23 protein-coding genes and 2 tRNA genes are annotated in these 24946 nt (G+C 66.2%); 10 read left to right on the plus strand and 15 right to left on the minus strand.

All coding sequences use genetic code 11. The annotated features are described in order from the left end of the window. Positions 1–48: 48 nt before the first annotated feature. Positions 49–966 (minus strand): TIGR03619 family F420-dependent LLM class oxidoreductase, encoded by a 918-nt coding sequence (locus tag AC5Y46_RS09355; RefSeq protein WP_499990831.1) that lies wholly within the window; start codon positions 964–966, stop codon positions 49–51. An 87-nt stretch (positions 967–1053) separates the two neighbouring features. Here AC5Y46_RS09355 and AC5Y46_RS09360 point away from each other — a divergent pair, with 87 nt between their 5' ends. Then, positions 1054–1407 (plus strand): VOC family protein, encoded by a 354-nt coding sequence (locus tag AC5Y46_RS09360; protein ID WP_499990834.1) that lies wholly within the window; start codon positions 1054–1056, stop codon positions 1405–1407. A gap of 20 nt (positions 1408–1427) precedes the next feature. On the opposite strand, the gene AC5Y46_RS09365 is transcribed toward AC5Y46_RS09360, so the two are convergent. The 9 genes from AC5Y46_RS09365 to dnaA all read right to left on the minus strand — a co-directional run bounded on the left by AC5Y46_RS09365 (position 1428) and on the right by dnaA (position 13663). Then, positions 1428–1500: transfer RNA gene (locus tag AC5Y46_RS09365), tRNA-Ala, on the minus strand. 162 nt (positions 1501–1662) lie between these two features. Then, positions 1663–1736, minus strand: a tRNA-Ile gene (locus AC5Y46_RS09370). A gap of 59 nt (positions 1737–1795) precedes the next feature. Next, positions 1796–2659: a DUF3566 domain-containing protein gene (locus AC5Y46_RS09375; RefSeq protein WP_499943000.1), complete on the minus strand. Its 864-nt coding sequence runs from the start codon at positions 2657–2659 to the stop codon at positions 1796–1798. A gap of 71 nt (positions 2660–2730) precedes the next feature. Continuing rightward, the gene (gene gyrA / locus AC5Y46_RS09380) at positions 2731–6501 is read right to left on the minus strand and encodes an intein-containing DNA gyrase subunit A (protein ID WP_499943002.1); all 3771 of its coding nucleotides are present in this window, start codon (positions 6499–6501) and stop codon (positions 2731–2733) included. Between the two features lie 36 nt (positions 6502–6537). Beyond that, positions 6538–8571: a DNA topoisomerase (ATP-hydrolyzing) subunit B gene (gene gyrB / locus AC5Y46_RS09385; protein ID WP_499990835.1), complete on the minus strand. Its 2034-nt coding sequence runs from the start codon at positions 8569–8571 to the stop codon at positions 6538–6540. Positions 8572–8791: 220 nt separating this feature from the next. After that, the gene (locus AC5Y46_RS09390; RefSeq protein WP_499943004.1) at positions 8792–9346 is read right to left on the minus strand and encodes a DUF721 family protein; all 555 of its coding nucleotides are present in this window, start codon (positions 9344–9346) and stop codon (positions 8792–8794) included. Then, positions 9343–10482: a DNA replication/repair protein RecF gene (recF, locus tag AC5Y46_RS09395; RefSeq protein ID WP_499990927.1), complete on the minus strand. Its 1140-nt coding sequence runs from the start codon at positions 10480–10482 to the stop codon at positions 9343–9345. Before recF ends, AC5Y46_RS09390 begins: the two co-directional genes overlap by 4 nt. A gap of 17 nt (positions 10483–10499) precedes the next feature. After that, positions 10500–11696 carry a DNA polymerase III subunit beta gene (gene dnaN / locus AC5Y46_RS09400; RefSeq protein WP_499943008.1) on the minus strand — a complete coding sequence of 399 codons (1197 nt, stop codon included), beginning with the start codon at positions 11694–11696 and terminating at the stop codon, positions 10500–10502. A 497-nt stretch (positions 11697–12193) separates the two neighbouring features. Then, a complete protein-coding gene (gene dnaA, locus AC5Y46_RS09405) occupies positions 12194–13663 on the minus strand; it encodes a chromosomal replication initiator protein DnaA (RefSeq protein WP_499990837.1) in 1470 nt (489 codons plus the stop codon). Between the two features lie 529 nt (positions 13664–14192). Here dnaA and rpmH point away from each other — a divergent pair. The 9 genes from rpmH to AC5Y46_RS09450 all read left to right on the plus strand — a co-directional run bounded on the left by rpmH (position 14193) and on the right by AC5Y46_RS09450 (position 20704). Continuing rightward, positions 14193–14336, plus strand: a complete 144-nt coding sequence (gene rpmH / locus AC5Y46_RS09410) for a 50S ribosomal protein L34 (protein ID WP_180916038.1) — start codon at positions 14193–14195, stop codon at positions 14334–14336. 23 nt (positions 14337–14359) lie between these two features. Then, on the plus strand, positions 14360–14734 hold the full coding sequence (gene rnpA, locus AC5Y46_RS09415) for a ribonuclease P protein component (protein WP_499990839.1): 375 nt from the start codon (positions 14360–14362) through the stop codon (positions 14732–14734). A gap of 65 nt (positions 14735–14799) precedes the next feature. Further along, complete coding sequence (gene yidD, locus AC5Y46_RS09420) at positions 14800–15048, plus strand: membrane protein insertion efficiency factor YidD (protein WP_499943168.1); 249 nt, start codon at positions 14800–14802, stop codon at positions 15046–15048. Beyond that, positions 15032–16147, plus strand: coding sequence for a membrane protein insertase YidC (gene yidC / locus AC5Y46_RS09425; RefSeq protein ID WP_499943011.1), 1116 nt, complete (start codon positions 15032–15034; stop codon positions 16145–16147). Before yidD ends, yidC begins: the two co-directional genes overlap by 17 nt. Positions 16148–16241: 94 nt before the next feature. Further along, positions 16242–16796: a Jag family protein gene (locus tag AC5Y46_RS09430; protein WP_499943012.1), complete on the plus strand. Its 555-nt coding sequence runs from the start codon at positions 16242–16244 to the stop codon at positions 16794–16796. Between the two features lie 82 nt (positions 16797–16878). Continuing rightward, positions 16879–17610 carry a 16S rRNA (guanine(527)-N(7))-methyltransferase RsmG gene (gene rsmG, locus AC5Y46_RS09435; protein WP_499990841.1) on the plus strand — a complete coding sequence of 244 codons (732 nt, stop codon included), beginning with the start codon at positions 16879–16881 and terminating at the stop codon, positions 17608–17610. After that, positions 17607–18644, plus strand: a complete 1038-nt coding sequence (locus tag AC5Y46_RS09440) for a ParA family protein (protein ID WP_499990843.1) — start codon at positions 17607–17609, stop codon at positions 18642–18644. The genes rsmG and AC5Y46_RS09440 overlap by 4 nt, the downstream gene beginning before the upstream one ends. Positions 18645–18647: 3 nt before the next feature. Continuing rightward, the gene (locus tag AC5Y46_RS09445; protein WP_499943015.1) at positions 18648–19631 is read left to right on the plus strand and encodes a ParB/RepB/Spo0J family partition protein; all 984 of its coding nucleotides are present in this window, start codon (positions 18648–18650) and stop codon (positions 19629–19631) included. Positions 19632–19945: 314 nt separating this feature from the next. Then, positions 19946–20704 carry an acetyltransferase gene (locus AC5Y46_RS09450; RefSeq protein WP_499943016.1) on the plus strand — a complete coding sequence of 253 codons (759 nt, stop codon included), beginning with the start codon at positions 19946–19948 and terminating at the stop codon, positions 20702–20704. 20 nt (positions 20705–20724) lie between these two features. Here AC5Y46_RS09450 and AC5Y46_RS09455 read toward each other — a convergent pair whose 3' ends face one another. The 5 genes from AC5Y46_RS09455 to sigM all read right to left on the minus strand — a co-directional run bounded on the left by AC5Y46_RS09455 (position 20725) and on the right by sigM (position 24943). Next, positions 20725–21951, minus strand: a complete 1227-nt coding sequence (locus AC5Y46_RS09455; RefSeq protein ID WP_499943017.1) for an N-acetylmuramoyl-L-alanine amidase — start codon at positions 21949–21951, stop codon at positions 20725–20727. Positions 21952–22118: 167 nt separating this feature from the next. After that, complete coding sequence (gene trxA / locus AC5Y46_RS09460) at positions 22119–22472, minus strand: thioredoxin (RefSeq protein ID WP_499943018.1); 354 nt, start codon at positions 22470–22472, stop codon at positions 22119–22121. Further along, positions 22469–23461 (minus strand): thioredoxin-disulfide reductase, encoded by a 993-nt coding sequence (gene trxB / locus AC5Y46_RS09465; RefSeq protein ID WP_499990845.1) that lies wholly within the window; start codon positions 23459–23461, stop codon positions 22469–22471. The genes trxA and trxB overlap by 4 nt, the downstream gene beginning before the upstream one ends. Positions 23462–23576: 115 nt before the next feature. Next, positions 23577–24266, minus strand: coding sequence for an RsmA family anti-sigma factor (locus AC5Y46_RS09470; protein ID WP_499990846.1), 690 nt, complete (start codon positions 24264–24266; stop codon positions 23577–23579). 104 nt (positions 24267–24370) lie between these two features. Beyond that, a complete protein-coding gene (sigM, locus tag AC5Y46_RS09475) occupies positions 24371–24943 on the minus strand; it encodes an RNA polymerase sigma factor SigM (RefSeq protein ID WP_499990847.1) in 573 nt (190 codons plus the stop codon). Positions 24944–24946 lie beyond the last annotated feature (3 nt).

Here is a 24946-nt window from a genome sequence, read left to right on the forward strand (position 1 = left end):
CTGACATTTTGGGGACCCTCGCGCACTCAGCCTCGCCGACGATGCCCGTCACAGGTGCGGTTTGACGTCCTCGGCCACCCACTGCGCGTAGTCCAGATACTCCTGAACTCCCCGCACCCGCGGGACCGGCACCGAGCTGTACGTGACGCCCTGCGCGGCAAGCCAACTCAGCCGGTCGATAAGTTCGGCGGCGCTCTTTCCGGCGCGCGCATCGGGGTCGTCGCGCACCACATGTCCTTCGCCGACACGGTTGGTCCCCAAGCCGTGCACGACGTCGAAGGCGCGGCCGTCGTAGCCGGGCTGGGACTTGATGAACTCGATCCGTTCGGCGATGTGGTGCGGCGGCGTCAGAAAGCACCACCACCCGGTGGCGAAGCGGGCCGCGCGACGCAACGCGGCGTCGGAGTCGCCGCCGATCCACACCGGAAGATGCGGCCGCTGAACGGGTTTGGGTTCGAAGGCCACGTCGCGGAAGGACACGTACCGGCCGTCGAAGCTGGGGCTGTCGCTGGTCCATAACTCGAGGATGGCGGCCAGATATTCGTCGGCCATCCGGCCCCGCTCGTGAAACGGGACTCCGAGCAATTCGAATTCGGGCTTCAGCCAACCGATGCCGAAGGTGACCGTGATGCGCCCGCCGCTCATCCAGTCGGCGGTGGCCAGGGCCTTGGCGAGCACGATGGGATGCTGCAGCGGCAGCAGGGTGACCGCTGAGCTGAGCCGGATCCGGTCGGTGGCGCCGGCGAGGTAGGCCTGCGCCACCGTGGACTGCAGGAAATGCGGGCCGGACAGTTCGACGTGCTCGGTGGGTATGACGTAGTGCTCGGGCACCGCGATCATGTCGTAGCCCCACTGGTCCGCGTATTTGGCCATCCGGGTCTGCTCGGCGCCGGTCACGTCGGCTTCCCACGGTTGCATCATGGCTTTGAGCCGCATGGTGTGGGGGAGCGGGAACAGTAATTTCACAGCCGCGACGTCCTTTCCCGGACCGAGTGACTCTCGGCCCTGGCCGGTGCATTGTCTACCCGTACAGGATGGCCATGAGGAGGCCCAATGAGCGAGCACGATGTACGCATGATCATGCTGTCGACCGACGATCTGGACGAATCGATCCGGTTCTACAGCGAGACGCTTGGGATGGCGGTCAAGTTTCGCGACGGAACCCATTTCGCGGCGTTGGACGGCGGATCGGTGACGCTGGCGCTGGCGACCGCGGTGGACCATCCGATCCCCGGCCAGGTCGTCGTCGGGATCAAGACCGATGACGTCGACGCCGCGGCGAAAGCCGTCGAGGCCAGTGGCGGCGGCATCGTGAACGGTCCGTACGACGACGCGCACGAGCGGCGGGCCGTGGTCTATGACAACAAGGGCAACGGATTGGTGTTCTACAGTCCGCTGAGGCGCTGAACAGCTGCTTCGAAAATTTGTGGAGCCTAGGGGAATCGAACCCCTGACACCCGCCTTGCAAAGGCGGTGCTCTACCAACTGAGCTAAGGCCCCTCTGGGTGACCGGGTGGGTGATCAGAGGTTGGGTCGGGCGCCACGTGCCAGACTTCGACATCGCGCCGCGAGCGGACTACCGCCGCAGTCGCCGCGCCGAGGGCGGCGGTTACTGCCAGCGGCAATGCCAACTTCACACGACGTCTTGACGGGCTCATGTCGTGGGCCTAGGAGGACTCGAACCTCCGACCTCTTCGTTATCAGCGAAGCGCTCTAACCGCCTGAGCTATAGGCCCGTACTGCGCGTACGGCCGAGCAGCGAGATTACCGCACCGGCCGCCCGACTCCCAAAACGCTAATCCCGATCCGCCAGTGTGACTTCGATACCGCCGATCAGATCGGTCGTCAGGTTGTAGACGAACGCGGCGATCGTGGCCATCGCGGTCATCAGCACGATGTTGACCAACCCGATCAGCACGGCCCCCCCGAAGATGGTGCCGCTGGAGACGAGTTCGCCGCTGCTGCCGCTGGTGTTGTTCAGCAGGTCGCCGACGTTGCTGTTGAGCTTGGCCCACACACCCATACCGCCGAGCACCAGATAGAGGAACGCGACCGCGATCATCCACACGAAGAACAACGCCACCGACAGCAGCAGCGACACCTTCAAGGTGCTCCACGGGTCGATCCGGCGGATCTGCATGCTGGCCCGTACCGGCCCCCGCGCCCGGCGGGACCCGACGGCGACCCGAGACTCCCGCGCCTCACCGCTGGACCGGCGGGTGCCCGACGAGGTGGCGGTGTCCGAGCTGCGCTCGGAAGTGGATTTGTTCGACGTCGCCCGCGGGATCGGCCCGGACAGGTCGGGCAGTTCGCTGGCGTACGCCTCGTTGGGTGAATTCTCGCTACGCACTGCTTGGGCCTCCGCCTGTGAGCCGGTGGTCGGGGCCGACCCTCCGGAGATGAAGCGATTCAGCCGCGCCTCGGGATTGGTGGGCGGGCGGACATCGGTGGGCCGGTCGGCCGCGGGCCGTGGCCCCGATTGGGATCCGGATTGGGACGAGGCTCGAGCAGCTCCGCGCTGCCAGGGCGGCGGATCGCCGGCATCCGGCACGCGGCCCGGTCCGGTCGTGGCTCGGTGTGCGCCGGCACGTTCACCGGACCCGTCCCCGTTCGGGTTGTCACCCGGGCTGGGTGCACCCGGCTCGTTCGGTGAACTCACCCCGACTCCTAACGTGTGTTCTCGAGTAGCCGAGTCTATGCCGGGTCGGCAGGGCGCCGATCCACCGCCCGCTAGGTGGCCGAACCCTCGTCGCTTTCGCCGTTCTCCTCCGCGCCTTCCTCGGCGTTGCGGGCGATGGCCAGCAGCGTGTCGCCTTCACCCAGGTTCATCAGGCGGACACCCTTGGTCTGGCGTCCCGCCTTGCGCACCTGGCGGGCCGTGGTCCGGATGACGCCGCCACCGGAGGTGATCGCGTAGAGCTCGCTCTCGTCGTCGACGATCAAAGCGCCGACCAGTCGGCCGCGCCGCCGGTCGTACATGATGGTCAGCACACCCTTGCCGCCGCGGCCCTGCACCGGGTACTCCTCGATCCCGGTGCGTTTGGCGTAACCGCCCGCGGTGGCCACCAGCAGATAGGTGCCTTCGCGGACCACGTTCAGCGACAGCAGCCGGTCGTCGGCGTTGAACCGCATGCCCTGTACGCCGGAGGTGGCGCGGCCCATCGGTCGCAGCGCCTCGTCGGTCGCCGAGAACCGGATGGATTGCCCGTTCGCCGACACCAGCAACAAGTCGTCGTCTGCCGAGCACAGCACGGCCCCGACGAGTTCGTCTTCGCCGCGCAAGTTGACCGCGACGATGCCGCCTGAGCGGTTGGAGTCGAAGTCGGTGAGTCGGGACTTCTTCACCAGGCCGTTGCGGGTGGCCAGTACCAGGTACGGCGCGTCTTCGTAACTCTTGATCTGGATGACCTGGGCGATGCGCTCCTCCGGCTGGAACGCCAGCAGGTTGGCGACGTGCTGGCCGCGCGCCGTGCGCAGCGCCTCGGGCAATTCGTAGGCCTTCGCCCGATATACCCGGCCCTGGGTGGTGAAGAACAGGATCCAGTCATGGGTCGAGCAGACGAAGAAGTGTCGCACGATGTCGTCTTGCTTGAGTCCGGCACCTTGCACGCCCTTGCCGCCGCGCTTTTGGCTGCGGTACAGATCGGTCTTGGTGCGCTTGGCGTAGCCGGTTTCGGTGATGGTGACGACGACGTCCTCACGCGCGATCAGGTCCTCGTCGCTGACGTCGCCGTCGGCGGCGACGATCCGGGTGCGACGGTCGTCGCCGTGTTTTTGCACAATCTCGTCGAGCTCTCCCCTTACGATGCCGCGCTGCCGTTCGGGTTTGGCGAGAATGTCTTCCAGGTCGGCGATTTCGGCTTCGATCTTGGCCAGGTCATCGACGATGCGCTGCCGTTCCAGCGCGGCCAGCCGGCGCAGCTGCATGTCCAGGATGGCCTGGGCCTGGATCTCGTCGATGTCGAGCAGTTCGATCAGGCCCTGGCGGGCGACGTCGACGGTCTCCGATGCCCGGATGAGCGCGATGACTTCGTCCAGCGCGTCCAGCGCCTTGACCAGACCACGCAGAATGTGGGCCCGCTCGTTGGCTTTTCGCAGCCGATAGGTGGTGCGACGGACGATCACGTCGAGTTGGTGCTCGACGTAGTAACGGATCATCTGGTCCAGGCGCAGGGTGCGCGGCACCCCGTCGACGATGGAGAGCATGTTGGCGCCGAAGCTGGTTTGCAGCTGGGTGTGCTTGTAGAGGTTATTCAGCACCACCTTGGCCACGGCGTCGCGTTTGAGTTCGATCACGATGCGCAGCCCGACCCGGTCGCTGGACTGATCCTCGATGTTGGCGATGCCGGTCAGCCTGCCGTCCCGCACCTGCTCGGCGATCGAGGTGATGAAGTTGTCGTGGTTGACCTGATAGGGCAACTCGGTGATCACCAGCGACGTGCGTCCGCGCGAATCCTCTTCCACCTCAACGACTCCGCGCATCCGGATGGAGCCGCGACCGGTGGTGTAGGCGTCGGAGATGCCTTGCGATCCGACGATGAGCCCGTGCGTGGGGAAGTCAGGCCCCTTGACGCGTTCCATGACGGCGGCCAGCGTCGCCTCTTCGTCGGCGTCGTGGTTGTCCAGGCACCAGAACACCGCCTCGGCGAGCTCGCGCAGGTTGTGCGGCGGGATGTTGGTGGCCATACCGACCGCGATCCCGCCCGAGCCGTTGGCCAGCAGGTTCGGGAACCGGCTCGGCAGTACCGTGGGTTCCTGCACCCGGCCGTCATAGTTCGGGATGAAATCGACTGTCTCCTCGTCGATTTCGCGCAGCATCTCCATGGCCAGCGGCGTCAGGCGGGCTTCGGTGTTGTGACTGACAAAACCGTTGGTCAGGAACGCATGGTCGTCGGTGTCGACGCGGAGGCTGTAGACCGGTTGCACACCGGCGTCGGTCACCGAGGCAACTTTGGCGTAGTAGAAGCGGCCGTCGGTGAGGTCGGTCGCGATGGCGCGTACATCGGGATCAGCAATGCGCGAGAGGATTTCGTCGCCATCGCGCCGCCAGCGGCCGAGTCGATCGATGTTGTGCTTTCGCAGCCATTCCTTGTCGACCCAACGGCTCGCGCAGTGCTTACGAATGAACTGCGCCAGGCCCGGAACGTGATCGCTGTCCATGCCCGCGCACGGCGGCATGGCTGAGAGGATATTGGTCAGCTTCTTTTGCTTGGCGCCACCGAATCCGACTTGGGCTGCGAATGATCCGGCTTGGGCCCGGTTGGTGATGACGACCTTGTACTCGCCGACGGCGTGCAGGTAGCGGCGGGATATGACGCCGAATTCGAGCAGCAGCTGCTGCACGTCAATGGCTAGCTGCTTGCTGCGCGTCGAGTAAGAGATCTGGATCGTGTTGCGCGGGAGTGCTGAACACGATCCGTCGCCTTCGAACAGTGCTTGCAGGAAGGCGCGCTTGACGGCGGCGGGGGAGCGCCACAGCCATGCCGGTACTGCCATGTCCGCCGAACGCTGACCAACTAGTTCGCAGAGTCGTGTACCTCTGAAATTGGTGAGGTTTTGGATATCCAGTTCATGGAGGGTCGAACCGGACGCGATAGTGCGTGAATACACGTAGCGCCGCCCACCCACAATCGCGTCGTACGCGGCGACGACCGTGTTGAAGTAGGCTCGGTCTACGTTGTTGAATCCGGCGCGCTTCTCCGAGACGAACCCTTCGCTGATAAAGGCGCCCAGCAGCAGTGCTTCCATCGTGTCGTGCCAGTCGGCTGGCCCGAACTCCGTTGGTGGCGTGCGTTGTAGCACGACATAGTCGTCAGGGGTTACCTCCTCGATCAACTTCCACAACAGCGTCGGCACGCCGCCCACATCAACCAGGCAAAGCAATGGGTGATTCGCGGTGCCAGTGACTTGATAGCCTTCGGCGGTGCGCACCGTGTAGGTCTGGTGCTCACCCGAATGGAACAGGCGGTCGGCGGCGACGGGGTTTCCGTGCCGGTCGAGAACCTTCAGATCGACCTCGTTGTCGGAATTCGGCCGAGCCCCGGCGACGATGTCGGCGATGCGAACAGATTGCCCGAAAGGCAAGCGCACCAACGCATCCCCGGAACAGCAATACCTCATCGCCGCCGGCGGGTCGTTGCCCGGCGAGCCGAAGTTGCCCTGCCCGTCGACCAGCGGGTACCGCAGCGACCACGGCTGCGCCATGCGCACCAACGTGTCGTAGATCGAGGCGTCGCCGTGCGGGTGGTAGTTACCCATCGTCTCGGCGACCGAGCGCGCCGACTTGGCGTGGCTGCGGTCCGGGCGGAATCCCGAGTCGTACATCGCATACAACACCCGGCGGTGCACCGGCTTGAGCCCGTCACGGACCTCTGGCAGCGCGCGCCCAACGATGACGCTCATCGCGTAATCGATGTAACTGCGCTGCATCTCGTGCTGGATGTCGACCGGCTCGATCCGGTCGACCGAGTCGTCACCAGGCGGCAGCGTCGTGTCTGTCATGAATTCCTCGTTTGTCTGGTCAAAACGTGGATGGGACTAAACGTCCAGGAAGCGAACGTCTTTGGCGTTGCGGGTGATGAAGCTGCGGCGGGCTTCGACATCCTCACCCATCAGGATGGAGAACAGCTCGTCGGCCGCGGCGGCATCGTCGAGGGTGACCTGCCGCAGCACCCGCACCGACGGGTCCATCGTGGTTTCCCACAGCTCCTTGGCGTCCATCTCACCGAGACCCTTGTAGCGCTGAATGCCGTCTTCCTTGTTGATCTTCTTGCCGGCCTTCAGGCCCGCCTCGAGCAGGCCGTCGCGCTCGCGGTCGGAGTAGGCGAATTCGGGTTCGGTGCGCTGCCACTTCAACTTGTACAGCGGCGGCTGTGCGAGGAACACGTGCCCGTTCTCGATCAGCGGACGCATGAAGCGGAACAACAAGGTCAGCAGCAGCGTCGAAATGTGTTGTCCGTCAACGTCTGCATCGGCCATCAGCACGATCTTGTGGTAGCGCAGCTTGGTCAGGTCGAACTCGTCGTGGATACCGGTGCCGAGCGCGGTGATGATGGCTTGCACTTCGGTGTTCTTCAGCACCCGGTCGATGCGGGCCTTTTCGACGTTGATGATCTTGCCGCGCAACGGCAGGATCGCCTGGAACATCGAGTCGCGCCCGCTCTTGGCCGAACCGCCGGCCGAGTCCCCTTCCACCACATACAGTTCCGACTTACGCGGATCTGTCGAGTGGCAGTCGGCCAGCTTGCCGGGCAGACCGCCCAGATCGGTGGCGCTCTTGCGGCGCACCAGCTCTCGCGCTTTGCGCGCCGCGATCCGGGCCTGCGCGGACGAAACCGCCTTGTTAACCACCGTTTTCGCCTCGGACGGGTTCGCCTCGAACCAGTGCGTCAGCTGCTCGTTGCACACCTTCTGCACGAACGACTTGACTTCGGTGTTGCCCAGCTTCGTCTTGGTCTGACCCTCGAACTGCGGTTCGGCGACCTTGACAGAGATGACCGCCGCCAGCCCTTCGCGGATGTCGTCACCGGTGAGGTTGGGGTCCTTGTCTTTCAACAACTTCTTGTCTTTGGCGTACTTGTTCACCACCGACGTCAGCGCGCTGCGGAAACCCTCTTCGTGCGTCCCGCCCTCATGGGTGTTGATGGTGTTGGCGAAGGTGTGCACCGATTCGGAGTAGCCGCCGTTCCACTGCATGGCGATCTCGACCTCGTGGCCGGTGCCCTTGCCGTCGAAGTCGATCACGCTCTGCTGAATCGGGCTCTTGGTGCGGTTGATGTGCTTGACGAAATCCACCAGGCCGCCGGGGTAGTGGAAGGTGCGCTTCTTGACCTTCTGCGGCGCTTTGGCTTCTGCTTCGATTTCTTCCGCGGACTTGGGGGCTTCGGCGTGGTCGCTGACCACCTCGTCGACGACTTCGTCCTGCTCCACCCGCTCGTCGGTGAGGTTGATGGTCAGCCCCTTGTTCAGAAACGCCATCTCCTGCAGCCGACGGGCCACGGTCTCGAAGTCGTATTCGGTGGTTTCGAAGATGTCCGGGTCGGCCCAGAACCGGATGGTGGTCCCGGTCTTCTTGGTTGCTTCACCCTGCTTCAACGTGCCCGGCACGGCGCGGTCGTAATACTGCGACCACTGGTGTCCGTCGCGCTTGATGTCGACTTCGAGTCGGGTGGACAGCGCGTTGACCACCGAGACGCCCACGCCGTGCAGACCACCGCTCACGTTGTAGCCGCTGTTCTCCCCGCCGAACTTGCCGCCGGCGTGCAGCTGGGTCATTACCACATCGACGGTGGGCGCTCCGGTGGCGTGCATGGCGACCGGGATGCCGCGGCCGTTGTCGGCGACTTCGACGCTGCCGTCATCGAGCAGCTTCACGTCGACCTGGGTGGCGTAGCCGGCCATCGCCTCGTCCACCGAATTGTCGACGACTTCCCACACCAGATGGTGCAGACCGCGCTCACCGGTGGACCCGATATACATGCCCGGGCGTTTACGGACGGCCTCCAGACCCTCCAGAACGGTGATGGCCGAAGCGCCGTATTCGTCTTGTGCCTTCTTCTTCTGGGCAGCCACTGGCGGGACGCTCTCCTTGGGGTTCGCAGACAAGCGGCCCAACACCGCTCACGGATCCCTCACAGTCTACCGTCACCCACCGTCAGGACTGACTCTGCGGCGGCGTTTCCACACACCTAATCGTGCCGTGCGTGGAATTTCTCGATTCAGGATAGGGTTGACCGCTTCGGGAGGTAGCTGGCCGCGTTCTGGCGGCTCTCAGGCAACACCCCGGGTGGCCCTATCCGTAGGTGTCGCGGGGCCCTTTACCGCCGGGTGCGCGCAGGGGCCCTTTCCGCCAAGACGGCGCGGCGGGCCCGGTGATCTTCAGCGAGGTCACGACACCGTTGCCCACGGCGGCGGCGATTTTCGCCAGCAGCTGGGCCTGCATGAGCCGCAACTGGGTGGCCCAGGCGGTCGACTCGGCCGTCACACTGAGCACCCCGTCGTTGAGCGCCGCTGGGGTCGCATGGTCGGCGATCTGATGACCGACGACCGCATTCCACTGACCGAAGACCATGCCTTCGGCCACCTGAGTGGTCCAGCCCTGTTGCTTGGCCAGGTCGCGGGTCAACCGGCCCAGGGGTTGCGGGTCGCGGGAATCCGGGCCGGGACCCGACCACCGACGGCGTGATCCCGCGCCGCGGCGCCCCCGGGGCTCGACGGGTGCGGCCCGGCCCCGGCCGGCGTCCTGTCCGCGCGCGCGTGCGGCGGAGCGGGCTTCTTCCAGCGTGCGCCGGACCAGGTCCAGGCCGCGCTGGTTCACCTCCCCCTGATCTGCCGGCTCGTCGGTCACGGTTGCACCTCCGACACCGGACCGGAATCGCCGTCGCGCAACTCGATACGCACCTGTCGAGCCTCCCAGCCGTCGGGAATGTCTTCCGGCACCGCCGCGGTCACCAGCACCTGTTCGGCGGACTCGGCGACGGCGGCCAACGCCTGACGCCGCTTGGTATCCAGTTCGGCGAAGACGTCGTCGAGCAGCAGCACCGGGTCGCTGCCGTCGGTACGCAACAACTCATAGGCCGCCAGTCGCAGCGCCACCGCGAACGACCACGATTCGCCGTGGCTGGCAAAGCCTTTCGCGGGCTGATCGCCGAGTCGCAATTCGAGGTCGTCGCGGTGCGGACCCACTAGACACACCCCCCGTTCCAGTTCGGCGTCACGGCGCGCGGCCAACGCCGTCAACAACGCGCTTTCCAGCAGCTCCCGATCCGCCACCAACGTGTCCGTGCTGGAACGGTAACCGATTGCCGCCGAACGTGATTCGGGTGCCAGCAACCGGTAGGCCTGCTCTACCTCCGGGGCCAGTTGGTTCACCAGGTCGATGCGGGCGGCCATGAGCTGGGCGCCGTGCTCGGCCAGCCGGCTGTCCCACACCTCCAGCGTGTCCAGTGCCCCCCGATCGCCTCGAAACCGCGCCCCGGCCAACGATTTCAACAACGCGGTGCGCTGCCGGAGCACCTTGTCGTAGTCGGCGCGCACGCCGGCGATCGTCGGCCGGCGCACCGTCGCCAAGTCGTCGAGGTAGCGACGCCGATCCGCCGGGTCGCCGCGCACCAGCGCCAGGTCTTCCGGAGCGAACAACACCGCGCGCAGTACGCCGACGATCTCGCGCGTGCTACGGACCGGGGACCTGTTCAACCGCGCCTTGTTCGCCCGGCCCGCGGCGATCTCGAGGTCGACGGCACATTCGCGGCCCTCGTTCACCACGATGGTCGACACCACAGCCCGATCGGCACCCGTGCGGATCAGCGGTGCGTCGGTACCGACCCGATGGGACCCCAGGGTCGAGGAATACCACAGCGCTTCGACAAGATTGGTCTTCCCGAAACCGTTGCGGCCGACGAAAACCGTGCGGCCGGGCGCCAATTCGAGGTCCACCCGCTCCCAGGACCGGAAATCACGCAAGCCCAGATGCCGGACGTACACGTGTGCGTCCAAGCGATTCAGCCCGGCAGCCGCACCGGCATCAACAAGTACACGTAGTCCGTCGGCACCGCAGCGAACGGCCCGCTGCCAGTCGGCACCTCGTCGTCGGCAGAAGCGGGCCGCAGCAGCGCGGGCTTGCCCGGGGTGGTGAAACCGAACGACACCCGCTCGGAGTGCAGCGAACCCAGTCCGTCGGTCAGGTAAGTCGGGTTGAACGCGATGGTCAACGGTTCTCCGGCGTAGTCGACCGCGAGATCTTCTTCGGCACGCCCGACATCGTCGGCGCCGGCCGACAGCCGCAGCATGCCCTCGGCGAACTCCATGCGAATCTGCGCGCCACGTTCGGCCACCAGCGCGACCAGCTTGATCGCCTCGGTCAACTCGGCCACGTTGATCGTGGCCACCGCGGTGTGTTCGGCCGGCAGCAGCTGGCGGAACTTCGGGAACTCGGCATCCAGCAAGCGGGTGGTGCTGCGCTTGCCGTTGCCGCTGATCCCCAGCAGGCCGTCTTTTCCGACCGCGGACCCGGCACCCAGCGACAACCGGACTTCAGAGCCGTCGGCGCCGGCTTTGGCCGCCTCCGCCAGTGTCTTGGCCGGCACCAACACCGAGGCCTCGATGTCTGGGGACAATGCCGACCAGGTCAGTTCGCGCACGGCCAGCCGGAACCGGTCGGTGGCCGCCAAAACCACCGTCTCACCGGAGATCTCGACACGGATGCCGGTCAGCATCGGCAGCGTGTCATCCCGGCCGGCGGCGATGGCGACCTGGCCGATGGCTTCGGCGAACAACTCGGCCGGCAACGTCCCGGTCTCCTCGGGAAGGGTCGGCAGCGTCGGGTAATCCTCGACGGCCATCGTCGGCAGCGAGAACCTGGCGCTCCCGCAGGTCAGGGCGACCCGGTTGCCGTCGACGTAGAAATCCACCGGTTTGTTCGGCAACGCCCTGGTGATGTCGGACAACAACCGCCCAGACACCAAAACACTTCCCGGGGAAGCGATTTCGGCGGGAACTTGGACCTCGGCGGAGACTTCGTAGTCGAATCCGGAGATGGTCAGGCCGTCCTCGGTGCCGTTCAGCAACACCCCGGACAGCACCGGCACCGTCGGCCGTGACGGCAGGTTCTTGGCGACCCACGACACCGCATCGGCGAACGACTCCCGGACCAGACGAAACCTCAAGTCGGTGACAGCACGTGTCGTAGCCGCGTCCATTGCGTCCCTTCACCTAACAGTGAACTTCAAATCCATGGGCCAGCTCCCCCGCCGGCGTCGGGGACTGCGCAACGGCAGTCGAAGAACAACCGTAGAGCTTCTCGAGCCAACTTGAAAGCTAATCGCCGACGCCGACAAACCGACGCCGGGACCGGTCTGCGGGCACCGAAGACGAGCTGTCCCCAACCGTGTACTTCAAACCAGAAACGACGAAGAGATCTCAATATCAGTATTAAGGGGTGTGCAATCTGGGGACAGCTGGGTCTTCGCGCTGCTAGGGCGCGGGCGGCACTGTGCATGACGGGGCCTGCGGTTGTGAGATCCGTGGTGGACAACTGGGGATGAATCACCGATGTGCACCGGACGGCCGGTGGTGCACGGCAGTTTTCCCGGTTTGTGCACAGACCTACACACACCGCGACGGTGGGACGGTTGTGACTCGAGGGGGCAAAGTTTTTTGCAAATAAGTGCCCGGAGGGCGCCGGACCGGATCGGTGTCAGCGCTTGGAGCGCTGCCGGATGCGGGTGGTGAGCTCTTTGACGTTGTCGAAGATCTCACGCCGCTGCGCCATTTCCCCGCGGATCTTCTTCTCCGCGTACATCACCGTGGTGTGATCGCGGCCGAACGCCTGCCCGATCTTGGGCAAGGACAGGTCGGTCAGCTCCCGGCACAGGTACATCGCGATCTGACGGGATTGGGCCAGCGGGCGGGCCTTGCCGGGGCCGCGTAATTCCTCGACGGTGGTGTCGAAATACTCCGCGGTGGCCGCCATGATGGTGGCCGCGCTGATCTGCATGCCGCTCGCGTCGGCGATCAGGTCGCGCAGCACGATCTCGGCCAGCGCCTTATCGATCGGGGTCTTGTTCAGCGACGCGAACGCGGTGACCCGGATCAGCGCACCCTCGAGCTCGCGGATATTGCGTTCGATGCTGCTGGCGATCAGTTCCAGGACGTCGTCGGGCACCGCCAGCCGTTCCACTTGTGCTTTCTTGCGCAGGATGGCGATGCGGGTCTCGAGGTCCGGCGGCTGCACGTCGGTGATCAGTCCCCACTCGAACCGCGTCCGCAGCCGGTCTTCGAGGGTGGCCAGCTGTTTGGGAGGACGGTCCGAGGAGATGACGATCTGCTTGTTGGCGTTGTGCAGCGTGTTGAAGGTGTGGAAGAACTCTTCCTGGATCCCGTCCTTGCCTTCGATGAACTGGATGTCATCGACGAGCAACACGTCCACATCGCGATAGCTGCGCTTGAAGGACACCTTGCGGTCGTCACGCAGCGAGTTGATGAAGTCGTTGGTGAATTCCTCGGTGGAGACGTACTTGACCCGCATGCCAGGGAACAGGCGCTGCGCGTAGTTACCGGCGGCGTGCAACAGGTGCGTCTTGCCCAGGCCGGACTCGCCCCAGATGAACAGCGGGTTGTACGCCCGGGCGGGTGCCTCGGCGATCGCCAGTGTCGCGGCGTGCGCGAACCGGTTGGAGGAGCCGATCACAAACGTGTCGAACGTGTAGCGCCGGTTGAGGCTGGTGCCGCCGGCCGCCGCGGTGTCGCTGGTGTGCGGGCGCGCGCTGAAATAGGTCGGCCAGCTCTGGGCGTCGCCGTCGTCCTCGGCTTCGTCGGCATCTCCGGCGGGTGGTGGCGAAGTGTCGTTCGGTGGCAACGCGCCGTCGTCGTCCGGGGGTGGGGCGATGCGCACGCCGAGTTGGATCTGCTGTCCGAGCCGGCGGCTGAGTGCATCGGTGATCGGGTTACGCAGGTGACGTTCGATCTCGTTCTGCACGAACACACTCGGGACCGACAGCAACGCAAAGCCCTCGACGATGGTCAGCGGTTGCACGAGGTTGAGCCACGCGCGCTGCTGGGGAGTCAGGGGAGTGGTGAGGGGGGATCCGTTGCCGGAGTCACCGTTGAGTTCGGCGACAACCGCGTTCCACACCGTGGCGAATCCGGAACCGGGGTCATCGGTCAACGACGCATCTCCTGGTCCGACGGTCGAGGTACAGCGGGGTCCCGGCGACGAGCAGCTGTCCACATGGTTATCCACAGGTGTGGAAGGAACGGTCGATAACGTGCCGCAGCATTTGCGCCGCGGTTCGCGATCTCCGTGCTGAAGACAACCATGAAAGCTGTCCACTCAGCTAGTCGATCCGCCATCCTCGCTTCATTGTCGACAGAGCTCCAAGTCCGCCCCGGCTTGGAAACTACACCCCGCGAAGCTAACAGTTTTCGTTGCGGCTGCCAACAGTTCTTTTTTGTATTCCGGTGGGCTCCTTGATGTTCTGGCGGGCCGGGTCCAGGACCGAGGCGGTGTGGGCAGGTTTGACCAGGCGAAGTCGCATCAGTACCCTCAAACAGTCGCCCGAAAGTCGGCGATACGGCTGCGACCCGGGGCCAGAACCCGGGGACCGCGCCGGCCAGCAAGCGAGACACTCTCCGACCGACGAGCTGTTAGGCCTCAGCGGGCGGATGGTTATGCCGAACACAGCGAGGAGAACGCCGTGGCCAAGGGCAAGCGGACCTTCCAGCCGAACAACCGGCGGCGAGCCCGGGTTCATGGTTTCCGGCTGCGGATGCGCACCCGTGCCGGACGCGCCATCGTTTCCAACCGGCGCAGCAAGGGTCGCCGCTCTTTGACTGCCTGATCGCAAGATCGGGCTTTCCAGCGGTGCTTTCTCCACGCAACCGCATGAGGCGGTCGACGGAGTTTGACGCGACAGTGAAGTACGGCATGCGCACGGTGCAGCCGGATGTCGTCGTCCATGTACGCCGGGGCACTGAGCCCGAGGGCGCAAGGCAGGAAAGTCGCGGCCCCCGGGTGGGATTGATCATCGCCAAGCGGGTAGGCACGGCGGTCGAACGTCACCGGGTGGCCCGTCGGTTGCGCCATGTGGCGCGGCCGATGCTGGACAGTCTGCATCCGCTCGATCAGGTGGTGATCCGCGCACTGCCCAGCAGCCGCCATGTCTCCTCGGCGTGGTTGGAACGACAGTTGCGCAGTGGCCTGCGGCGGGCTTTCGAACTCGCGGGTACCGAGCGGTGAAGGTCTCGGAGCTCGGCGCCCCGGTGGTTCGGACGGTGGTCTACCTGATCCAGCTCTACCGGCACATGGTGTCGCCGCTGCGACCGCCGTCATGCCGGTTCATGCCTACCTGTAGCCAGTACGCCGTCGAAGCGCTGACCGAATACGGGGCGATTCGCGGGGGGTGGCTGGCGGTGGCCAGACTCGCCAAGTGTGGTCCCTGGCATCGGGGAGGATGGGACCCGATCCCGGAGCGCCACGAGCGCCGGGCTGACTTCGACGACGCCGCGGTCGACGGTGCGGCAGAGCAACGGGAGAGTGGAACTTTTGTTTGATTTCTTCAGCCTCGACTTCGTCTATTACCCGGTGTCGTGGATCATGTGGCTCTGGTACCGGGCATTCGCCTACGTGCTGGGACCCGACAACTTCTTCGCCTGGGCGCTGGCGGTGATGTTCCTGGTGTTCACCTTGCGGGCGCTGCTGTACAAGCCGTTCGTCAAGCAGATCCGCACCACCCGGCAGATGCAGGAGCTGCAGCCGCAGATCAAGGCGCTGCAGAAGAAGTACGGCAAAGACCGGCAGCGGATGGCGATGGAGATGCAGAAGCTGCAGCGCGAGCACGGCTTCAATCCGATCCTGGGCTGCCTGCCGATGCTGGCTCAGCTCCCGGTGTTCCTGGGTCTGTATCACGTGCTGATGTCGTTCAACCGGACGCAGTCCGGGATCGGCCGGATGGGCCTCTCGGTCAAGGAAAACCGCGAACTGGGCAACTACGTGTTCAGCGCGACGGACGTCGGACACTTCCTGGACGCGAACCTGTTCGGGGCGCCGATCGGTGCGGCGATTCGCCAGACCACCGGTCTGGACGCGTTCAGCCAGTTCGATCGGGGGATGCTGATCGCCGTGAGCGTGCCGGTGATGATCCTGGCCGGTATCGCCACGTACCTGAACAGCCGGGCGTCGGTGGCGCGGCAGAGCCCGGAGGCGGCCGCCAACCCGCAGACCGCCATGATGAACAAGCTGGCGCTGTACGTGTTTCCGCTCGGGGTGTTGATCGGACCGGTCCTGTTCCCGATGCCGCTGGCGATCATCCTGTATTGGTTCGCCAACAACATCTGGACGTTCGGTCAGCAGCACTACGTGTTCGGGATGATCGAGAAGGAAGACGAAGCCAAGAAGCAGGAAGCCATCCAGCGCCGCGCCGCCAATGCGCCCGCGCCGGGTGCCAAGCCCATTCGCAACAGGCCGACTCCGCCCAGCGCGAACAGTTCGGCCGGAGAGACCGGGTCGTCGGACGCGACAGTCGGCGCGGTCGAGGAGGACACGGTGGAGACCGCGCCCTCGCCGCCCGAGAAGCCGAATGCAGGGAGCCGACCTAATCAACCGGGCCGCACACCACGCCCCGGCGCACGACCCAAGAAGCGCAAACGTTAGCTCGCTCGGTCCGCGGTGCGCCGCGGAGAGCGACTGAGGAACCATGCGGCGCACCAGCCGCGAATACCCACAGGGAATGAGGGGAGAGAACGCTATGACGGATGCTGACATCACCGATGTCGACACCCAAGACCAACCCGAGACCGAGGCGGCGAACGGGGCAGCGGTCGACGACGGCGAGGACCTGGAAGAGCGCTTGGTCGCCGAAGGCGAGATCGCCGGGGACTATCTGGAAGAGTTGTTGGACCTGCTGGACTTCGACGGCGACATCGACTTGGACGTCGAAGGCAACCGCGCGGTGGTGAGCATCGACGGCAGCGACGATCTCAACAAGTTGGTCGGCCGCGGGGGCGAGGTGCTGGACGCGCTGCAAGAGCTCACCCGGCTGGCCGTACACCAGAAGACCGGCGTGCGCAGCCGGCTGATGCTGGACATCGCAAGCTGGCGCCGTCGGCGCCGGGACGAACTGGCGTCGCTGGGTGACAAGGTGGCCCGCCGGGTAGCCGAGACCGGTGAGCGCGAGGCCCTCTCGCCGATGACACCGTTCGAGCGCAAGATCGTCCACGACGCGGTCGCTGCCGTGCCCGGGGTGCACAGCGAAAGCGAGGGCGTGGAACCGTCCCGCCGCGTCGTCGTGCTGCGTGACTGATTCGTAGGACGACTGTGACCCGGCCGCGATGACCGGAGTTACAGCGGTGTAGTTCGGTCGGGTCGGACGCGGGAACGGAGGAATGTTTCACGTGAAACATGTCGATCCGTTCCCATTGCGACCCGACGACAGCGCTTCAGGAGCCGACGCCAGTGCCGCCACGGCAGCGGCGGAGGCGGTCTTCGGTCTACGGATCGAGCTGGCGCGACGCTACGCAGACATCCTGGCGACCGCGGGGGTGGAGCGCGGGTTGCTGGGTCCGCGGGAAGTCGCACGTCTGTGGGAACGCCACATCTTGAACTCCGCGGTCATCGCGGAACTGCTCGCCCCGAACGATCGGGTCATCGACATCGGCTCGGGAGCCGGGTTGCCGGGCGTGCCGCTGGCAATCGCCCGACCAGACTTGCATGTCGTCCTCCTGGAGCCGATGCTGAGGCGCACCGACTTTCTCCGCGAGGTCGCCGAAGAGTTGGACCTGCCGGTCGAGGTGGTACGTGGCCGCGCGGAGGAACCCGGCATTCGCAAGAGGTACGGCGGCAGCGATGCGGCGGTTTCACGGGCCGTCGCCTCGCTAGACAAACTGACGAAGTGGAGTATGCCGTTGCTGAGGCATGAGGGACAGATGATCGCCGTCAAGGGCGAGCGTGCTCAGGAAGAGGTCGAGGAACACCGGCGTGGGATGGCTGCGTCCGGTGCGGTCGATGTCAGGGTGGTGGCGTGTGGCGCGACCTATTTGGAGCGGCCCGCGACCGCGGTGGTGGCGCGGCGCGGCAAGCCGGTCCGGCGTACGCGGGCGTCCGGGGGAGCGGCATGAGGTGGAGTCGTAACGCAGCCGCGCCGACAGAGCAACCGGGCCGGCCGGTGGCCCCGTCAGCCACCGATCCAGGAGCCCAGGAAGGCGTGTCCCCGGTGGCGGCGACGCCGTCGCGGGCGCAGAATCCCACGGTGAATGTTTCACGTGAAACATCGACCGAATTCGACACTCCCATCGGAGCCGCCGCCGAGCGGGCGATGCGAGTACTGCACACCACCCATGAGCCGCTGCCACGGCCTCGGCAGCGCCGCGTCTTCACCATCGCCAACCAGAAGGGCGGGGTGGGGAAGACGACCACCGCCGTCAACCTCGCGGCCGCACTCGCGGTCCAGGGCCTCAAGACGCTCGTCGTCGACCTCGACCCGCAGGGCAACGCCAGCACCGCACTGGGCATCACCGATCGACAATCGGGCACACCGTCGTCCTACGAAGTGCTGATCGGTGAGGTGGCCCTGCGGGATGCGCTGCGCCGCAGCCCGCACAGCGAACGGCTCTTCTGTGTGCCGGCCACCATTGACCTCGCCGGCGCGGAGATCGAATTGGTCAGCATGGTGGCGCGGGAGAACCGGTTGCGCAACGCCTTGGCCGAACTGGACAGCTTCGACTTCGACTACGTCTTCGTGGACTGTCCACCGTCGCTGGGTCTGCTCACCATCAACGCCCTCGTTGCGGCACCCGAGGTGTTGATCCCGATCCAGTGCGAGTACTACGCCCTCGAGGGTGTGTCACAGCTGATGCGCAACATCGAAATGGTGAAGGCTCACCTCAATCCGCAACTCGACGTGACGACGGTGATCCTCACGATGTACGACGGTCGGACCAAGCTTGCGGATCAGGTGGCCGAAGAGGTGCGGCGGTACTTCGGGGACAAGGTTCTGCGCACGGTTATCCCGCGCAGCGTGAAGGTTTCCGAGGCACCGGGCTACAGCATGACGATCATCGATTACGATCCCGGTTCGCGCGGGGCGATGAGTTATCTGGACGCCAGCCGCGAACTCGCCCAACGTGATCGACCACCAGCCGGGAGGGAATAACTGATGACGACACCGTCACGCCGCAAGGGCGGCCTGGGCCGCGGCCTGGCTTCGCTGATCCCCACCGGTCCCGCCGACGGCGACTCCGGTCCGTCGACACTGGGTCCGCGCATGGGGTCCGCAGCCGCCGACGTGGTGATCGGCGGCCCGTTACCGGACGCCGCCGCGATGGGCGCGGTATACCGGGAGATCGCACCGACCGACATCGAGCCCAACCCTCGTCAGCCGCGACAGGTCTTCGACGACGAGGCGCTCTCGGAGTTGGTGCACTCCATCCGCGAATTCGGGCTGTTGCAGCCGATCGTGGTGCGCGCGGTCCCGGGCGCGACAAGTGGTGCCCGCTATCAGATCGTGATGGGGGAGCGGAGGTGGCGCGCGGCGCAGGAGGCGGGCCTCGCCACGATCCCGGCCATCGTGCGCGAGACGGGCGACGACAACCTGTTGCGCGACGCACTGCTGGAGAACATCCACCGGGTCCAGCTGAACCCCTTGGAAGAAGCGGCGGCATACCAACAGCTGCTCGACGAGTTCGGGGTCACCCACGACGAACTGGCCGCCCGCATCGGCCGGTCACGCCCCCTGATCACCAACATGATCCGGTTGCTCAAGTTGCCGATACCCGTTCAGCGTCGGGTGGCCGCGGGTGTGCTGTCCGCCGGCCACGCGCGGGCTCTGCTGTCCCTGGAAGCCGGACCGGAGGCGCAGGAGGAACTGGCGAGCCGGATCGTCGCGGAAGGCCTCTCGGTGCGCGCCACCGAGGAGGCAGTCACGTTGGCCAACCGGGGGGACGGCGCCGCACCGGCACCGCCCCGGCGTAAGCCGATCCAGATGCCCGGGCTGCAGGATGTCGCCGAGCGACTGTCGAATGCCTTCGACACCCGGGTCACCGTCGCGCTCGGAAAGCGCAAGGGCAAGATCGTGGTCGAATTCGGCTCGGTCGACGACCTGCAGCGGATCATCGATCTGATGACCGCGACGAAGGCGTGAGACGGCTCGACCCGACATACCAAGCAATTACGTCACTGTGACACCGACCTGGTTCCGGGACCCGTCCCGGTCGACTCGAGGCGCCGTCGATAACGGAGATCTGTTGTGCGTCAAGTTTTTTCGGACTTCGACGAGCCGGCCGACTGCGACACTGGCCCGATACCGGCCGACTCTCCTATTCTGGAGGGGTTGCCGGAGTACGTCAGGCCGGGGAGAGCGGGGACGAGCCACATCGGCCGTGCTACGTCGCGAGGACGCCGGGTGGCATGCGCAAGGTCGTCGGGCGTGAGCACCGCACGGAGACTAGGAGTCTAGTGTCAGCTCGGATTACAGCGCTGCGGCTCGAAGCCTTCGAGCAGCTCCCCAAGCACGCGCGGCGGTGCGTGTTCTGGGAGGTCGATCCGGCGACGCTCGGCAAGGACGAGCACCTGGCCGATCCTGAATTCGAAAAGGAAGCATGGCTGTCGATGGTCATGCTGGAATGGGGCTCGTGCGGACAGGTTGCCACCGCGGTCCCCGACGAGCGCAGTCAGGCCGAACCGCCGTGCGTGGGGTACGTGCTCTACGCGCCACCGCGGGCGGTGCCGCGGGCACATCGCTTTCCGACCGCGCCGGTGTCGGCGGACGCGGTGTTGCTGACCTCGATGGGAATCGAGCGCGGGCACACCCCCTCCGAGATTCTCGACGACCTGCCGGCCAGTCTGATCGCCCGGGTCATCGACGAGTTGGTGCGCCGCGGCGTGCGGGCACTGGAGGCATTCGGCCGCACCGAGGCGGCCACCGAGTTGCAGCCGCCGATCGACCCCGATATCCAGCCGGTGGTGGAATCGCTCGGGGACTGCTCCGTCGAGCACTGCATCATCGACGCGGACTTCTTGCTGGACGTGGGGTTTGTGGTGGTCGCGCCGCATCCCTACTTTCCGCGGCTGCGCCTCGAACTGGACAAGGGGCTGGGCTGGAAAGCCGAAGTCGAAGCCGCGTTGGAGCGCCTGCTGGAGAATGCGCAACTGGAACAGCCGGTCGGGGCGGGGACGGCGGGCAATACCCTCGAAGCTCGGCGCCGGTCCGGTTAGGAAGCTCGGTGCCGGTCCGGTTAGGACCCGGTGATCCTGCTGGCCCGTTCCCGCTCGACGCTCAACTCGTGGGCGAGCAGTTCGGCGAAAGTGAAAGTGCCGGTGGGCCGGTCGTTCTTACCCAACAGGTAGAGCCGCTTCACCGCGGCGAGAATGCCTTCGGCGATCGCGTCGCGGGTGCGGGTCGCGATCAGCATGTCGCGATCGCCGGGATTGGTGATGTAACCGACATCGACCTGGACGGTCGGCATCCTGGTCAGCCGCAGCAGATCCCAGGTGCGGCCGTGCACCCGGCAGTCACGTAACCCGGTGCGGGCCACCACTTCTCGTTGGATGAAGTCGGCCAAGTTGCGGCCGATGGTGGACACCGAACCGTGCGAGTTGCCGAAGTGGAACGACGCTACGCCGTTGGCCGAAGGGCTGCTTTGGGTTTCGCAGCGCAGGCTGATCATCAGGTCCGCGCCAACGGAATTGGCGATCGCCGCACGTTCGGCGTCGGAGGGGCTTCCGTTGGTCGGCCGGGACAGGAACGTCTCCATGCCGATGGCCGTCATGCGACCTTCGAGCCGACTTGCCAAGTCCCACAGCACGTCTGCTTCGCTGATCGGACCGCCCGGCCCGTTGGTGATCAGGCCGTGGTCGTTGCCGCCGCGGCCCGGATCGATGATGATGCGCTTGCCCGACAGCTTGGGCCCGGACCGGCGGACCAGTTCCTCTTCACGGATCGCGTGCGGTGAGCCACCAGAGACCCGGGAACTGAGAAAGTACAAGGAGCGCAACGTTTCCGGGCCGCAGATGCCGTCGGCCGACAGTCCGTACTCACGCTGATAGGACATCAGTGCGTTGTGGGTCTGCAGGCCGAAATGCCCGTCCACCAGACCGGTGTAGAAACCGAGATCCTGCAGCCGGGCCTGCAGCGTGGCGACGTCGTCACCGTAGAGAGGCGCACCGAACTGGTGATACAGGGTGCGGGCACCGAGGCGGTAGGAGGCTTCCTTCAGCGCGCGGTAGGTCGCCTCCCCGACGACGCCGTCCACCAACAGACCGCGGTGCTGCTGGAAGGCGCGGACGGCGTGGTCGAGTTCGCCGTCGAAAACGTCGGCCGCGACATGGCGGCCGGTGTCCAGGTCTTCGTCGGGGTTGTCCAGCATTCCCAGCGCGGCCAGCGCCGCCCGGATTTCGGTGACCGCGGCGCCGCGGTCGCCACAGCGCAGCGCGTCGCCGTCTTCGCGGCGCGGATCCGGCATACCAAGGGCCCTCCGGGACTAATTGACATCGCCGCCAAATGCAGCGCAGTTAACCGGTATTGTCGCAGATCCTCGCCCAGATCAGGAAAACCCCAGGCCAGTCGGGGACTCGTTTCGGCAACAATAGCGGCGCCACCCGGACGCCGGACGGAGCGATATGCGGTCGGTCAGGCCAGCTCGGGAACCGCGTCGGAGAGTTCGCGCAGCAACGCCGCTTTGCCCTTGGCGCCGACGATGCGTTTCACCGGCTGACCGTCCTTGAACAGGATCAGGGTGGGGATCGAGACGACGTCGAACTCGACCGCGGTCTGGGGGTTGGCGTCCACGTCGAGTTTGGCCACGGTCAGGTCGGCCGAGCGTTCGGCGGCGATCTCTTCGAGCACCGGCGCCACCATCTTGCACGGACCGCACCACGTCGCCCAAAAGTCAACCAGCACAGGCTTGTTGCTGGACAGCACGTCGGTGGGGAAGGAGGCGTCGGAGACCTCGATCGTGCCGGATTTCTTCTCGAGGTCACTCATCGCTTTGCTCCAATCAATTCGGTGCTGTCGGCCGGTCCAACCGCTTGGTGTCCCGCGAGCCACCGTTCGGCGTCGATAGCAGCCGCGCAGCCGCTGCCCGCCGCGGTGATGGCCTGCCGGTAGGTGCGGTCCACCAGGTCTCCGGCGGCGAAGACGCCGTCCAGGGAGGTGCTGGTGGTGCGTCCCTGAACCAGGACGTAGCCGTCCGGGTCGAGGTCGACGGCGTCGCGCACCAGCGCCGAGCGTGGCTCGTGGCCGATCGCGACGAACACCCCGGTCACCGGCAAGGTGGTCTCCTCCCCGGTGCGGGTGTCGCGCAACCGCAGGCCGGTCACCGTGTTGTCGCCGTCGACTCCGAGCACCGCCTTGTTGGTGAGGATGGTGATCTTCTCGTTTTCCACGGCCCGGTTGAGCATGATCTTGGACGCGCGGAACTCTTCGCGCCGGTGAATCAGGGTGACGCTGCGGGCGAACCGGGTCAGGAAGGTAGCTTCCTCCATGGCCGAGTCGCCGCCCCCGATCACGGCGATGTCCTGGTCGCGGAAGAAGAACCCGTCGCAGGTGGCGCACGAGCTCACGCCGCGGCCCAGCAGTTCCTGTTCGCCGGGGACGTGCAGGTAGCGTGCGGCCGCACCCATCGCCAGGATGACGGCGCGGGCGCGAAACGTCTCGCCTTCGGCGGTCACCACGGTCTTGACCGGGCCGTCCAGCGACACCGATTCGACGTCTTCCATGCGCAGGTCGGCGCCGAAGCGCAGCGCCTGCTCGCGCATCTGGTCCATCAGTTCCGGGCCGGTGATGCCGTCGCGGAAGCCGGGGTAGTTCTCCACCTCGGTCGTGGTCATCAGCGCCCCGCCGAACGAGGTGCCTTCGAAGACCAGCGGCTTCAGTTGCGCCCGGGCGGTGTAGAGCGCCGCGGTGTAGCCGGCCGGACCGGAGCCGATGACGATGACGTCGTGAATGGTGTCTGGGGAAGCGGAAGCGGTCATGCGTGCCTTTCGGGCGGAAACCGGTCACATGGGGACATAGCTCTGCAAAGTCTACGAACGCCAGACTAGGCAGTGCTGTTCCCGGTGGTGGCGCACGACACTAGGCGCGCGGCACTTAGCCGCGGGGAATCGTGGTGGTGGCCAGCAGCCCGGTGTCGGCGGCGCTGCAGTTCTGCGCCACCGCGTAGGCCGTCACGGTGTCGGGGGTGTCGCCGGGCATGACCAGCAGCACACCGGGGCGCGCGTTGACCTCCACCGGCTGTGCGCCCAACACCTGCACGGATGCCGGATAGCCGAGCCCGCTGAGGCACGAGGCGCGTTGGGCGGGGTTGGCGAGGGTGCCGAAGTCGGGTGGGCGGCGCAGCAGTTCCAGGATGTCGGGATCCGACAGCGGTATCACCGGGACGGGCGTGGAGACGGTGATGTGCCCGGCGGTCGGCCCCAGATCCGGTTGCGGCGCAGGCTCGTTCAGCAGCGCGAGGGTCCCGATGGCGACGGCGGCGACGACCGCGCACACCCCGGCGATGCCGGCCAACAGCCGCCCCGGACGCACGGGTGGCCGTGCCGCGTGGGCGGCGCCGCGGGAGCTCTCGGCTCCGCGAGTCCCGTCCGCGGACTCGGCACCGAGGTCCGCCAGGTCGCGGCGCACCTGGTTGAGGGCCTGCAAGGCTTCGGCGGCCTGCGGGTCGGTGCGGATCCGGCTGCGAACTGCGGCGGCGGTGTCGTCGTCGAGCAGCCCGGCCTGCAAGTCGGCGAGCAGTTCGACACTCAGCCGCGGGTCCGGATCGTTCTGGGCACCAGTCATCGGACCCAGTGTCCGTCATGGGCACGTCGCGGTCGGCGCCCGCCCGTACCCACGGGGCGCGTCCGGGCCGGGAATGCGGTTGCGGGACAGGCGAATGTCGAACTCTAGCAACCTAGTTCGCAGGTATCGAGGTACCCGAGCAAGTAGGCGAGCCGGGCACGCGCGCGGGCGCATCGGCTCTTGACGGTGCCCTCGGCCACACCCAGCAACGCGGCGGTCTCGGCGATCGAACACCCCAACATGTCGACGGCGACGACGGCCGCCCGGTGCTCGACGGACAGCCGCATCAGCGCCCGTTGCACGACGATCGTGGTCTCGACCTGCGCGGTGCGGTCGGCGACGGGATAGTCGTCGTCCAGCGGCACCGCCGGCCGGGACTTGGCCCGGCGCAGCCGATCCAGGCACGCGTTGAGCACGATGCGGTGTAACCACGAGCCGACCTCGGCGTCATAGCGGAACGCGCCGGCGCTGCGGTGTGCCGACAGCATCGCGTCCTGCAGCGCGTCGTCGGCGTCCTCGGGGCTCACGCTGGTCAGCCGGGCCAGCCGGTAGAGCCGTCGGTGGTGCCGTGCGAAGAGTTCGGCGAAGGCGTGACGGTCCCCGGCGACGTGCGCGGCCAGCAGTTCAGCGTCGCTGTCGGGCTGTCGTCTCGCGTCCCATCTACCCCGGAAACCCACCCG

The sequence above is a fragment of the Mycobacterium sp. NGS59 genome, assembly GCF_059812345.1.

Excerpts from the sequence above, each read along its gene's own strand:
- gyrA (WP_499943002.1), bottom strand. The coding sequence starts at position 6,501 with ATGACAGACACGACGCTGCCGCCTGGTGACGACTCGGTCGACCGGATC.
- AC5Y46_RS09470 (WP_499990846.1), bottom strand. The coding sequence starts at position 24,266 with ATGACTGGTGCCCAGAACGATCCGGACCCGCGGCTGAGTGTCGAACTG.
- trxA (WP_499943018.1), bottom strand. The coding sequence starts at position 22,472 with ATGAGTGACCTCGAGAAGAAATCCGGCACGATCGAGGTCTCCGACGCC.
- rsmG (WP_499990841.1), top strand. The coding sequence starts at position 16,879 with ATGTTTCACGTGAAACATGTCGATCCGTTCCCATTGCGACCCGACGAC.
- trxB (WP_499990845.1), bottom strand. The coding sequence starts at position 23,461 with ATGACCGCTTCCGCTTCCCCAGACACCATTCACGACGTCATCGTCATC.
- AC5Y46_RS09430 (WP_499943012.1), top strand. The coding sequence starts at position 16,242 with ATGACGGATGCTGACATCACCGATGTCGACACCCAAGACCAACCCGAG.
- AC5Y46_RS09455 (WP_499943017.1), bottom strand. The coding sequence starts at position 21,951 with ATGCCGGATCCGCGCCGCGAAGACGGCGACGCGCTGCGCTGTGGCGAC.
- yidD (WP_499943168.1), top strand. The coding sequence starts at position 14,800 with ATGGTGTCGCCGCTGCGACCGCCGTCATGCCGGTTCATGCCTACCTGT.
- AC5Y46_RS09440 (WP_499990843.1), top strand. The coding sequence starts at position 17,607 with ATGAGGTGGAGTCGTAACGCAGCCGCGCCGACAGAGCAACCGGGCCGG.
- dnaN (WP_499943008.1), bottom strand. The coding sequence starts at position 11,696 with ATGGACGCGGCTACGACACGTGCTGTCACCGACTTGAGGTTTCGTCTG.
- AC5Y46_RS09445 (WP_499943015.1), top strand. The coding sequence starts at position 18,648 with ATGACGACACCGTCACGCCGCAAGGGCGGCCTGGGCCGCGGCCTGGCT.
- AC5Y46_RS09360 (WP_499990834.1), top strand. The coding sequence starts at position 1,054 with ATGAGCGAGCACGATGTACGCATGATCATGCTGTCGACCGACGATCTG.